This window comes from Streptomyces sp. I05A-00742 (genome assembly GCF_013055795.1).
In the GTDB taxonomy this organism is placed as follows: domain Bacteria; phylum Actinomycetota; class Actinomycetes; order Streptomycetales; family Streptomycetaceae; genus Streptomyces.
This window is the reverse complement of the sequence record NZ_JABETO010000009.1, coordinates 39,822-53,034: the sequence shown is the minus strand read 5'-3', so window position 1 is coordinate 53,034 and position 13,213 is coordinate 39,822. Positions and strand designations below refer to the sequence as shown.

Sequence of the window (13,213 nt, the reverse complement as noted above, 5' to 3'; positions counted from 1 at the left end):
CCCTCCGGCCGCACCTGGCGCAAAGCCCTCCTTCTGCCGAAACGCTCCTGCTTGACACGCTGCCGACACCGGGCGGGACAGCGTACGGCTGACCTGCACGACTGAGGAGGCCGATCGTGCCGACGAAGGATAAGGAACTCGTCACCGACAAACTCGCCTACCCGTTAGGGCTGGCCATCAGTGCCGACAAGGCCATCGCCTATGTGTGCGCGGGGAACAACGACATCGTCAGGGTGAACCTCAAGGGTGCCCCCGACCCGAAATCCGTTGTGCAGGGCATCGGCACGGCCCACACCATCGCCCTGGACGGCCAAGGGCACGCCTACACCCCGGTGTTCGACGGTTCCGTCGTCTACAAGTCGGACCTCACGACCGGGAACAAGTCGGTTTTCATCAGCAACCTGCCGGGCTCCCGGGGAGTGGCGATGAGCCCGGCGAAGGACGCCGTGTACGTCCTGAGCGTCAGTGGGGTGCTGAGCCAGTTCGACACCTCCGGCAAGCTGGTCAAGACTTTCGACAAGGCCACCGGCGGCCAGTACCACAGCGTGACGGTCGGGATCGAGGGGTTCGCCTACGTGGTGAAGGAGTACCACGAGATCGTGCGGATCGACCTCTCCAACGACACCCGCACCACCCTCGCGGACGGCTTCTCCACCCTCTACGACCTTGCCCTGGACGGCGGCGGATCGCTCTACGCCCCGGACGCGGACACCGGAGTGCTGTGGAGGATCACCCTGAAGACCGGGGCCAAGGAGAAGGCCGCCGAAGGGCTCGGAACCACCCATGGCATGGCGACGGACGGCAACGACGCCTACGTCACCGACGAGGGCGGCAAACTCTACCGGGTACCGGGATCCATCAAGCCGCTCCCGCCCGCCGAGATTCCGGCGACGCTGACCGGCCCGCAGCAGGCCGCCACGGGAAGCCCGGTGGAGTTCACGGCCACGGTCGAGAACAAGGGGCCGAACCCCGCGAACGACGTCACGCTCAAGGGCGCGTTCGACGCTCACATCAAGAACGTCGAGATCGCCTCCGTCACCCCCCACGGCGGCGCCACCTACGGGACGGCCAAGCAGGGCAACTCCTTCGAGCAGCCGCTGAAGCTGCCGGTGAACAGCGGCGCCGAAATCAAGATCACCGGTACGACGGACGCCCAGTACGAGGGCAACGTCACCGACACCGTCAGCGTCGTGACGGTGGGCGTGATCAACACGTCCAAGACACCGACCGCCAAGGTCGTCACGTCGGTTCAGAAGATCCTGGCGCCTCCGGCCATCACCGAGCCGAAGGACGGAGCGGTGCTCACCGATCCGCGCCAGCCGGTCAAGGGCACGGTCGCCGAGGCCGACCAGGTCACCCTCACCGACCGTGGCAAGGACCTCGGTCCCGCCCATCTCACCGGCACGACGTGGTCGTACACCCCCGGCCAGGACTGGGCCGTCGGTTCGCATGAGATCAAGGCCGTGGCGCACAAGGGCGGCCGGGTATCGGCCGCGGCCACCCTCCACTTCACGGCTCCCGACCCGAACCTCGTGGTGACCCAGAAGCTGCTCGGCCACTGGCAGAAGAGCAGCGGCCACTACATCTACTCGTTCGAGCTGACCATCGCCGCCTCGAAGCACCGGATCGACAAGGGGTGGACCGTCAGCTTCGCCGTGGACAAGGGCGTCATCCTGGATCCGGACTGGGCCAAGGGCTTCACCTGGCACATCGCGAAGGACGGCTCCGACGGCACGGTCGTCATCCAGAACGTCGATCTCACCAAGACCATCGACCCGGGCACACCCCTGAACATCGACATCCAGCTCCTGTGCCCGGGCCAGAGCACCTCCTACGAGAACCTCCGCAACCTGACCGGTCACGAAGGCCTGTGACCGTCGCTCCATCGGCCGACGCGTGACACCTCACGTCACGGACGAGCGGACATCGGAACAGAGCTCACCCCCGGCGGAACGGCACGGCCGCAGTGCCCTGGCGCCCTGCGCCGTGCCGGCCCCACCGGGCGCCCCCGGCCCCGGCACCGGCCACGGCTGCCGCCGGTTTCCCGCCCACCCCCGGATCCTTGAACAGGGAGTACCCATGGACGTGTTCCTGCACCTCTGCAACCAGTGGGTGGACACCAACACCAAGAAGTCCACGCTCGTCTCCTACAGGGAGAAGCTGATCCCCGAAGGGACCCCCGAAGGGCCCCCCGAACTCCGCGGCGCACAGGGCTCCTCGGACCGCGACGGCGGGATCACCTGGGAGGAATACCTGGTGACGGATCCCGGGCACAACCTGTCCTACGCACATCACATGACGAACAACTGTCTCCTCGAGATCCCTTCGGGCAAGCTCCTCGACGACATCCACTGCCGGAGCGCGACGTACTGTGCCACGGACCAGCAACTGTACGTCGGGGCAAGTGACAAGGGGCAGGTGGTCGTCTACGGCCCGCCGGTGAACGGCACCCGCAGGGGCCGCAAGACCGGCAAGGAATACACCTTCGCCGGCGACTGGACGGAGGGGGTCATCGATGTCGCCGTGGCGCAGGAAGCAGGGGGCGGTCTGCATCTGTACGCGCTCTCGGGGCACACGAACGCCCGCGGGAAGCGCCTGCTGTACTCCGGCGCGCTGGCGCCCCACGCGCGGGACGGAGTGATCAACCCGACCTTCGAGGTGCCTCCCGAGGTCAACTACGTGGTCGTGGACCCCACGAACCAGTACGTCTTCCTCGCGGGCAGCCACACACTGATGCGCCTCGACCGCGACAGCACGAAGGGGGAGCTCGTCAACTTCATGGGCCGGGGTGCGCTCATGTCCCCGCCGGTCTTCAGCGTTCAGGGCGAGACGGTCTACTGCTGCACGCTGGAGGCCGATCTCAACGAAGGGACGATGTTCGGCATCGCGTACCGGACCACCGATCCGGCGAGCCGGACCGATCTGCAGTTGCAGGTCGACTGCTTCTGCTCAAGCCTCAGCGTCGATCCCCAGACCCAGGACCTGTACCTCGTGTGGCCCCGGTATCTCAATCCGCCCACGGTGGGGGTCGTGGGCTTCACCCTGCCCGGCATGAAGCAGGTGGGGGGCTTCCTGGCCAAGATCCAGAACCCGGGTGACCTCTGGACTCTCACCGGGAACCTCCGGCTGGTCCGGGGCACGGACGCGACCGGCTCGTAAGCCACTGCCCGGACACCGTCACTGGCCGAGGGGAGGCGGGCCGCGTGAGCGAGGACGTGTGGGACGAACTGCCCGTGGAGCTGGTTCCCAAATTGACTTCAGCTTCGCTGCGGCTGGAACTCGCCGCCGGCAAGGGCGGGTTCGCGATGGGGATCATCCTGTCCGGAACGGCGGACACGTGGAACTGGCAGGTGGGAGCGGCCTCTGCCGACGACGGTACCGGCCGTACCACCCTGGTGGCCGCCTCGGTCGATCCACAGGTGACACTGGCGCAGCTGCCGGTCGTGGGCCCGCGGCTGCCCGCGCATGCCGGAACGTTGTCACGGCTGTCCCTGCTGGTGCGCTCCGGCGGGACAGCGCCGGGCGCCGAGCTGACACGGCGTCTCCAGGAGCTCTTGACCGGCGTGCGGGGACCCGTCGTGCGGCTGAGCCCGGAGGTCGTCGCACACCGGGCAGTGCTCGGTGTCGAGGCCACGGTCGCGAGCGGCGAGGTGCCGGTGTGGCTCGGCCTGGGCGGCGGGAAGGCCGGCCTGCCGGGCCCGGAACCGGTCGGCCGTCCCGGCACGGAGGCCACGCATCCGCCGCCCGACGGGCGGACGGGTACGGGCATCGCGGTGTGGGCCGATGTGAACCGGGCGCTGGGCCCGTTGCAGCTCCACCGGGTCGGGGTGTCCTACAGCACCGCGGGCAAGCGGCTGATGGTGCTGGTGGACGCTTCCCTGGGCGCGATGGGCCTCGTCTTCGACGCCGTCGGGCTGGGGCTGGGGGTGGCGCTGGACGGCTCGTTCGCCGTGTCGGGCACCCTGGACGGACTGGGGCTGACCTTCGAGGCCGGGCCGGTGCGGGTGGCGGGTGCGCTGGTGCGCGACTCCAGCCCGCCCGATCCGCTGACGCTGCTGATCGGTGGCATGCTGACGGTCACGACGCCGAGGATCGGGTTCCTGGCCGCCGGGATGTACGGGCAGTTGCGGGACGGCCGTGCGTCGGTGTTCGTCATCGGCTCCGTCACCGGCCTGCACGTGCCCCTCGGACCCGTGGAACTGACGGGTCTGCTGGGGGGCTTCGGATACAACTCGAGCCTCGCCCTTCCTGCCACACCACAGGAGGTGGACCGCTGCCCGCTGGTCGCCGGGATCGGCGACGAATCGGTGCTGCCGGTGCACCAGGGCGCGGCCGCGGCGCTGAAGAAGCTCCAAGCGCTCATCATCCCGGCGGGGGACCATGTGTGGGTGGCCGCGGGGGCGCAGTTCACGGTCTTCGAACTCGTGGAGGCCGCGGTCGTGGTGGCCATGGAGATCAGCCCGGGGGATCTCACGATCGCCGTCCTGGGTACGGCACGCGTCCGGTTCCCCCGGAACGACTCGCCCTACGTGTCCCTGATGCTCGGCCTCAGCGCGGTCTACCGCTACTCCACCGGTGAGCTGTCCCTGCAAGGGGCACTGGATCCGGCGCAGTCCTATCTCGTCAGCCGGGACTGCCGGGTCCAGGGCGGATTCGCGCTGTGCACCTGGGTGCCGCCGTCGGGCCGGGCCGGCGACTTCGTCATCACCTTCGGCGGCTACCACCCGGGATACCGGCCCCCGTCCCACTATCCGCAGGCCGTGGACCGCATCGGTGTGGTGTGGCAGCCCAGCAGTGCGGTGGTCGTCCGGGGCGAGGCGTACGCGGCGGTCACCCCTTCCATGCTGCAGGTCGGTGGCGCCCTGCGGGTCGAGTACAACTCCGACGTGGTGTCCGCCTGGCTGCGGGCCGAGATGAACGCCACCGTGCAGTGGGAACCGTTCCGCTTCGAGGTGATGATCAGCGTCCACGTGGGAGTGGAGATCCGGTTCCTCGGCACGCACCGCCTGGAGCTGGGCGTCGACCTGACCTTGTGGGGCCCGCCCACCGGCGGGGTGGCGCGGCTGGAACTGCCCGTGGTGCCGGACCTCTGGATCCGCTTCGGCCCCGGCCGCCCGAGTGATGCCGCCGCTCTGTCCTGGGACGAGTTCCGGGGCCGGGTGCTCGGCAGCCGCTCCCTGGAGGCCGCGGTGGCCGGCGGGCTGCTCCCGGAACAACAGCAACAGGGCCCCGGGTCCGGGCAGCCGCAGAAAGTGACGCTGCAGAAGCTCACGCTGTCGGTACGGACTCCCGTCCCGTGTACCCGGCTGCGCGTCGAGGGCACGCAGAGCACGTACAAGGACATCACGGGAAGTGCGACAGCCACGGTCCCCGTGCGTCCGATGAGCCGCGCCGCCGTGACGACCCACTGCGCCCTGACCATGAGCGCCAAGGGGGCGGGCACCACCGTCGACCTGCGGACGTGGGACGTGAGCGGGACCGAGGACAACGTACCGGCCGCAGTCTGGGGCCCGCCCCTGGCCCCGGGGACCAAACCCCCGGTGGCCCCCGGCGAGGAACTGCTCACGGGGCAGGTGACCGGAGCCCTGCTCGAAGCCCCCACACCCACCTGCCCCGACCCGTACATCGGCCCGATCCCCGCCGGCCGCCTGGAGGACGAGCACGGGCCGAACGGCGTCCTGCCGGAGCAGGGCGAGCCGCCCTTCGGGGAGGTGCCGGTTGCCGGCACACGCCGGAAGGTCGCCGACACCATCGACACCGAGGGCACCGCACAGGCCCGCGACCGGCTGTACGAGCGGTGGAAGGAGCTCGGCCTGGCACCCGGTGACCCGGGCGCACCGCCCCTGGATCCCCTGGACGGATACACCCGTCGGCTCTGGTCGTTCCTCACCGACGATCCCCTGCTCGTTCCCTCACCCGGCAGGCAGTGATGTCCCCTTCCCCCGGCAGGCAGTGATGTCCTCTTCCCCCCTCACTCTTCGGCTCTCGCCGTCCCAGCTGCAAGTGATCCTCGTGGGCCAGGACCGGCCCGCCCTGGGCGCGGGCACCTACACCCTCACCGCCACCCAGGAGGTCCGGGCCGGCAGCGAGACGCTCGGCACGCTCTCGGACAACGCCGAATTCACCGTCAGCGCCCCCCGCTTCGCCCTGGAGCCGTCCGACGTCACCGCCGTCAACCCGCCGCCGGGTGCCGACGGAGGCTGTTCCCTGACCCTGCCCCACGTCGTCCTCACCCACAGTGAGCTGCCGTGGGCCCGTACCGTCACCGAGGCCGGGGTCCCGTGGATGGCCCTGGTGGTGCTCACCGGCGCCGACGTCCTCACGGAACCGGCCACCGGGGAGGCGGTACGCGCCGGGACGGTCCAGGACCTGCTCACCCCGCCGGCCGGTGTCCTGGGCCCGGCTCTGGACGCGCCGCACGACGAGGCGAAACTCCCCTGCCAGTACGTGGACCTCACCATCGGGGCCGCCACCGATGTCCTGCCCCACCTGGAGGAGCTGCGCTGGCTCGCCCACGTCCGGGACGTCTCCCTGGACCTGCGGGCACGGTCGGGCAAGGACGAGTTCGCCCCCGGCAGGCGCGCCGTCGTCACCGCCAACCGCTTCCCCCGTATCCCGAAGACCCTTTACACCGCCGTCCTCGTCTCCGTGGAGGGCCACACCGGCTACACCTACCTCGGCGGGCAGAAGGCCGTACCTCCGGCGACCCGGGCGGTCCGCATGGCGGTTCTCCGGTCCTGGAGCTTCACCACCGGCGCGAGCGGGACCGAGCCGGACTTCCACGCCCTGGCCCGTGAACTCGCCGACGCCACCCGGCAGGAGAACCGGCTGCGCCTGGCCGCCACCGGCTGCGGAAAGGCGGACGGCGACCTCCGTACCCGGCTGGAGGGCGGACACGTTCCGGTCTCCTACCAGCTGCCCACGGGTGAATGGACCCCGGCGTGGTACCGGGGCCCCTTCACGGCCCGCCCGGCCCGCCCCCTGCCCGAGAGCCGCAATCCGCCGTCCGGCGCGGACGCGGCGCTGATCTACCTGGAGCGGGAAGGGATCTGGGACGTCGGCTATGCCTGCGCCCACACCTTCGGCCGGCTTCTCGCCGCCTCCGACCCCGCCCTGCTGAAGGCCTTGCGGGACTATCGCTCCGACGCGCTGGTTGTTGCCCAGCGCACCCATCGGCTCTCCTCACGGCCGGCCGGGCCGGACACCCCACCCGACGCCCGGACCCGTTTCCAGGCCCTGGTCGGCGACCAGTTGGCGCGGGAGATCGATGACGGTCTCCGCACCAGGGACACCCCTCCGCCCGGTGCGCCGGACCCCATCCGACCCCCGGACACGGCACGCCTGGCCGAGGCGCGCGGCGCCGGGTCACTGGCACGAGCCGTGGACGGCCTTCTCGAAGGGGAAGGCGGCGGCCGGGATCCCGGGGCCGTGGCGCTCACCGCCGCCCTGCGGCAGGTCGCCGCCCGCCACGCGCCGCTGTTCGCCCTTGCGCAAGGCCCGGCGGTCCAATGGCTGTTGCGGGTCCCCTTCGACCATCTGGTACCGCACGCGGCGATGCTCCCGGAGCGCGGCGCCCGGTTCTTCCACGTCGACGCGCAGTGGATGAGCGCGCTGTTCGCCGGTGTCCGCGCCACGGGTGCGGCCAGCCGCCTGGACACCCACCTCGCCGATCTGCTGGGACAGCGGGTGGACGAGATCTCCGATCCCCGGCTGCCGGTCTTCGGCGGTCTGGTCCGCTCCCCGCTGGTGCGCCATTGGCCCGACCTGATCGTGAACGCGTACTCCTCCACAGCCTCCGCCACGGCGAAGGACAAGCCGACGCCCACGTACGTCGCCCGCCCCCTGCCGGATGTGCTGCTGATGCTCTGGGACGTCCAGCCGGCACGAGTGGTTCTGCGCGAGCCGTCCCACGGGCTGAGCATGGGCATCGACACCACGGACGGCGGCGGCGCGTTGAATCTGCGGGCCCCGGCCGGGACCGGGACCGGCTGTCCCCTGGGCCGGCAGGCGACGGGGCTCAACGCCTGTGTACGCGGCTCCACCGGCCGCGCCGCGGAAGTCCTCACCGTCGCCGAGGGTGCCCACCCGCTGACCGGCGCCGTCGAGAACGCCCTGCGCGAGGCCCTGGGCGATCCGTCCTACCGGCTGACCCCGGCGGGCCTGGCCCTGCAACTGCTCAACTCCGCCGGATGTCTGGAACTGGACATCCCCTGACCCCCTTCCGCCGCTGCACCTGCCGGGCCCGTCGGCCACCGAGGTGCGTACCCGAAGGACCTGACCGGTGAATGGCCCTCCTCCCGTCGTCGTTCCCCTGGCCGTCGATGCCCTGTCCGTTCCCCGAGTGGTCGCCAACGAGGCTTTCTGGAGGCTTCCGTTGGCGTTCCCGAGCCGCTACCGGGACCCCGAGCCGTTCCCCCTGGACTTCACCCAGGGTTTCGGCACCCAGGCCAAGCAGCAGGGCGTGTATCTGCACTGGCACCTGCCCGCCGCCCTGGGAAGGGGCCGGGCCGATCTCTCGGCCGGACGCGCCGCCCCCCTGTGGTATCCGCCCGTGCCCAACCGGTGGCTCGTCCTGCGCCACTTCCGTCCCGACGGGACCCCCGCCGGCGCCGCTCCGCAGACGACGGGATGGCTGGTGTACAGCGACTACTGCTCCGACCGGAACAAGGCCAAGGGCGGCGGCACTTCGCGGGTCGCCAAGGACCGGTGGATGGGGCGCAGCGTCTCCCTGGACGGCACCGTGTGGAGTGAGCAGACGGGGCCGTGGTGCAGCCCCCTGACGGCTCTCGGGCCCGGGCTGCCGTCCTTCGCCGCGTTCCAGCCCTACTGCGAGGACGTGTTCTCCTTCCACGATCCCCTCACCGACAGCGGAGGAACGCCGGCGGCTCTGGGCAGGGGCAACCTCGGCTACCTCCTCGCCGGCTGGCACACCGCCCCGGCCGACGACCCGCTCGACACGCACCAGGTCGATCGGCTGCTGGACTTCTTCGGCGACCCCCGCACCACCGCGGAGGAACGGGCCCGGCACGCCCTGAACCGACTGGGCTGGCACCTGGCCGATCCCCCGCCCCTCACCGGAGGCGAGCGCTCGGTGTACGCGGGCACCGTCCTCGGTCTGTTCTGGGACAAGGACGCCGATCGGCCGCCGCGTTCGCGCAAGCCCGACGGGCATCAGGACGTCAAGCTCGCCGTGGGCCACGACATGGCCGACGCGATGGCCGCCCTCGTCCGCGACTCCCTCCCCGCTCCAGGGCTCGGGGACGCCACCGCCGGTCGCCCTGACGGAGACGCCACCGCCGATCACCCTGACGCGGACGTCACCGCCGGTCACCCCGACAACACCGCCACAGTGCCGTTCCACGCCTTCCACACCGGTCACCTGTCCACGCTCGACCGTGCCGTCGACGAACACCACGAGGCCGAGCTCCTGCGAGCGGCCACTCATGAGAACTGGTTCGCGCCCACCCCACGCGGCACCCGCTGGAAGGTCACACGCGTCCAGGACGCCTCCCCTCCTCGCCTCGACGAGGCCCCCTCACCCGAGCGGGACGAGGACCTGGTGACCCGGCTGGCCGGCCTCAACACCGCCCAGCACGCCCTGGACGTCCAGCAGTGCGTCATCACCTCCCTGCTGCGGCACACCGCCGAACTGTGGTGGCTCCACGGCCTGTACGCCGAGGCCCGCGACAAGCCCGTCTTCGACGACGCGCGCTGCGCGGAGGCCATCGACCCGGAGCGGTCCGGCCCCGCCCAGGACCTGCGCGCCGCCGTCGCCACCGCCGCCGGTCTGCGTGGGGCCGTCGACCGGGCCAGGGTGGCCGTCGAAGCGGTCCTCCCGAAGGGGTACACGCTCACCGGCGGCGCGGCCGCGCCGTTCCACGAGCCCGCCGATCCCACGCTCCTGATCCGGGGGGCGGGTACGCCGCTCAGTGACTCCCTCGGCAAGAACGCGGCCCTGCCCTGCCGGGCCCCGCTCGCCCTGCTCACCACCGCCTCGGTCCGGGCCCAGGGATCCTCTCCCGGCTTCACCGCCACCGCCCCCGCACCACCACCGCTCCCGCCGCAGTGGGACAAGGCCACGGACGGTCTGCCGGAGCCGGTCCGTTCGGCACTGAAGGGCCTCGCCGGCGAACTGTACGTCCTGCACGCCATCGTCCATCACCTCCAGCAGACCGACGAGGCGCGGCTGAAGCGCGGCACCCGGCTGTCGGACAGCGACCGCGTCGCCTCGCCGCCCAAGGAGCGCTGGCCGGTCACCGATGTCGTCTGGGAGCAGCCCTGGCGGCCCCTGACCCTGGCCTGGCAGGCCGAGTGCCACACCCTGCCGTTCGACGGCCCGGGGCCGGTGTGGGACTTCGACGGCAGCCGCAGGCACCTGCACGGTGTCACGGCCGCCACCGGTCACTTCCAGTTCCAGGGGCGCAGCCTGATCAGTGCCGTCCCCGTCACGACGCTCCAGCGCCGTATCGATGCCCACCTGGACACCTATCCCGACCGTCCCGGCCCCGACTTCGAGGAGTTCCGCCGGCTCGCCGGCACCTGGAACCTCGCCTCGCAGCGGCTGACCGGGCTGCGTGCCGCCCTCGCCCGCCGCTGCCCCGCGTCGACCACAGCCGGCCCGCCCGCGTGGCTCGCACCGTTGCCCCCGACCGCCCCGGATCCGGGCTCGGGCGCGTATCAGCCGGTGCCGGCGGTCCATTTCCGGCTCCGGCGGCTGAACATCGTCGACTCCTTCGGGCGCGGCGTCCTCGTCGTCGACGAAGGCAACGAGCACAACTACCGCACGCACCGCGCCGACAGCGTGACCCCCGACCACCCTGTCCTGGGCCAGGAGCGGGACGCCTACCGGTACGTCGAGCTCGGCCCCCGGCTCGGCCTGCCGGCGGCCCTGTGCCTGACCCCGCTGTCCCGCACCGCCACCACGACCGGCCTGGACAAGGTCGTCGACACCGACAGCGACCCGTACCTGACACAGGACACCCCGGTCGCCGGATGGCTCGTCGTCCGCCGTACCGGAACCGGCCAACACCCCAGCGCGCACTGGGCCCTGGCGGTCTACGGCCCGGAGGGCCGCGCCCTGGGCGAGGTGCGCCGTCTCGCCGGGCCCGCCGCCGACGGCAGCCGGGACGCCGTCACCTGGCTCCCGTTGCCCGACTCGCCTTGCCCCACACCCCGTTCCCTGCGGGAGGCCGCCTTCGCCGCCACCCACCCCGCGCTCGCGGGGTTCCTCGCCGCCCTCGTCGACGAGGATCCCGACGCCATCGCCGCCGGGACCGCCCCCGGTACGGACCGCCCCGCCCGCCTCGACGATCTGGCCTCCAGCGTCGACACCGCCCTGATGGCCACCGCCCATCACGCGGGCACCGCCGCGATCGGGGCCGGTCTGGCGGCCGGACGGGCCCTCGCCCTGGTCAGGCTGCGCCTGCACCTCGAACTCGACGGCACCCCGCTCACCGACCCCCACTGGAACAGCGTCTTCGACTCCATCGACACGACCGACCCCCACTACCGGGACCGCCGCTGGCCGGTACGGCTGGGCACCGGAGGCGACCGCACCGACGGCCTCGTCGGCTACTACACCGGCCCGGCGGACCGGCCCGGCGACACCGACTACGCGACCTTCCACGCCGTCCACTCCCCGCACTCACCCGCAGGCCACTACACCACCCCCATCCTCGACGGCAGCGACCTCGCCGTTCCGGCCCGCCCCGCCGCCACGACGGTCGACCCGCACGACGCGGCCTACTTCACCGCCCTGCTCGACCCCCGTGTCTCCCTGTCCGCCCACACCGACATCCAGCCCGTCCTGCGCTGGTCCCTGCCCCCGGCCACCGTGGAGGAACACCTCGCCCGGCTCACCCTCGCCGTCCCCCTCGGACCCGTCCTCGCCCGGACCCTGCCGGCTTCGACGGGCCCCACCACCGTGCCCGGGCCGCCCCGGCTGACCCTTCCCACCCCCGACGCCACCGGGGACTGGGGTTTCGCCACCCCCGCCCGCCCCACACCTGACGTACCGGATCCGAACGGCTGGGACCACTACGCCCTGGCGGCAGGCACGTTCGAGGCCCGCCTGGAACCGGCCACCCCTGACGCCCGCAGCGGCTACCTCACCCTCGGCTCCCGCCCCGCGCCGCCCCCCGAGCAACCGGAGACCGACCGATGACCCACGAGGCCCCCCAAGTCCGCGTCCACCCGCGCGTTCTGCGGTACACACCCACCGGGGAGATCACCACCACCCTTCGCGTCACCATCGGCACCCACGGGCCCGACGCCGTCGTGAACGGCGTCCACCTCACCCTCCCGCCCGGGCCGTCCACGACACCGGCGGACGCGACCGCCCCCGGCTGGACCGTACGCGGGACCGCACCGGGCACCTGGCACGCGCAGCCCGCCGAACCACCACCCGCCGGTGCGCCGTTCGACCTGGACCTGACCGGGCTGCGCACCAGCCCCCGCACCGGCCCGGTCGACCTGGCCGTCGGTGTCGCCCTCGACGACGGCGAACACCTCACCACGCACCGGCTGTTCCAACAGGACGAACTGTTCGCCATCACCCGGCTCGCACCCACCAAGTCCCATGTGGAGTACCACGGTTCGGCCGACCTGACCTGGAAGGGACCCGACGGCAAGCCTTTCTACACCCTGTGGCGCTCCGACGAGGAACCGTCCACCGGCCACCCCATCACCGTCGACGACCAGGGCGGCGCCTGCCGGTATACCGTCCACGACCTCACGCGCGACATCACCGCCTTCCTCCTCGTCGTCAACGGCCGCGATCACCAGGAGGACCGCGCGGTCACCTACGTGATCGCCACCAAGGGGGACGTACTCGCCGGCGCCCTCTCCGTCGACGGCACCGCACGACTGCTGCACGCCCCGCAGGAGGTCCCGGACATCCCCGGCACCTACCGGGCGGACACGGACGGCTTCCTGTCCGCCACCGTCACCACCGGCTCCTCGTCGTCCACCGCCACCCTGACCCTCACCATCGCTCCCCAGGGGGCCGACGCCCAGCCCACCATCCGACGCTCCGTCACCGCCACCCTGGCCGGCAGGCCCGTCACCGCCCAGCTCCCCCTGCCCGCCGGATCTCTTCTCACCCTGCGCTGCGACGGCGCCCAACCCATCGCCACCGCCACCTGGTTCCCGCTCGGCGGCGGGAACCTCGGCAAGGCCGGATCGTAGCGACCGCGAACGCGGAGAAAAGTGGCCA

The 13,213-nt window shown here is 71.8% G+C and carries 6 protein-coding genes; all 6 read left to right on the top strand.

Going from position 1 to position 13,213, the window contains the following annotated elements; translation table 11 throughout:
- The first annotated feature begins 116 nt into the window (after positions 1–116).
- Complete coding sequence (locus HN013_RS33900; RefSeq protein WP_171165836.1) at positions 117–1,874, top strand: DUF11 domain-containing protein; 1,758 nt, start codon at positions 117–119, stop codon at positions 1,872–1,874.
- Positions 1,875–2,079: 205 nt separating this feature from the next.
- A complete protein-coding gene (locus HN013_RS11375; RefSeq protein ID WP_171165834.1) occupies positions 2,080–3,159 on the top strand; it encodes a hypothetical protein in 1,080 nt (359 codons plus the stop codon).
- Positions 3,160–3,203: 44 nt separating this feature from the next.
- On the top strand, positions 3,204–5,930 hold the full coding sequence (locus HN013_RS11370; protein WP_171165832.1) for a DUF6603 domain-containing protein: 2,727 nt from the start codon (positions 3,204–3,206) through the stop codon (positions 5,928–5,930).
- Positions 5,931–5,955: 25 nt separating this feature from the next.
- Entirely contained in the window at positions 5,956–8,214 is a 2,259-nt protein-coding gene (locus HN013_RS11365; protein ID WP_171165830.1) for a hypothetical protein, read from the top strand.
- A gap of 160 nt (positions 8,215–8,374) precedes the next feature.
- Positions 8,375–12,163, top strand: a complete 3,789-nt coding sequence (locus HN013_RS11360; protein ID WP_171165828.1) for a hypothetical protein — start codon at positions 8,375–8,377, stop codon at positions 12,161–12,163.
- Positions 12,160–13,185 carry a hypothetical protein gene (locus HN013_RS11355; protein WP_171165825.1) on the top strand — a complete coding sequence of 342 codons (1,026 nt, stop codon included), beginning with the start codon at positions 12,160–12,162 and terminating at the stop codon, positions 13,183–13,185. Before HN013_RS11360 ends, HN013_RS11355 begins: the two co-directional genes overlap by 4 nt.
- The last annotated feature ends 28 nt before the right edge of the window (positions 13,186–13,213 follow it).

Coding starts and splice junctions, on each gene's coding strand:
- HN013_RS11375 (WP_171165834.1), top strand. CDS start 2,080: ATGGACGTGTTCCTGCACCTCTGCAACCAGTGGGTGGACACCAACACC.
- HN013_RS11355 (WP_171165825.1), top strand. CDS start 12,160: ATGACCCACGAGGCCCCCCAAGTCCGCGTCCACCCGCGCGTTCTGCGG.
- HN013_RS11365 (WP_171165830.1), top strand. CDS start 5,956: ATGTCCTCTTCCCCCCTCACTCTTCGGCTCTCGCCGTCCCAGCTGCAA.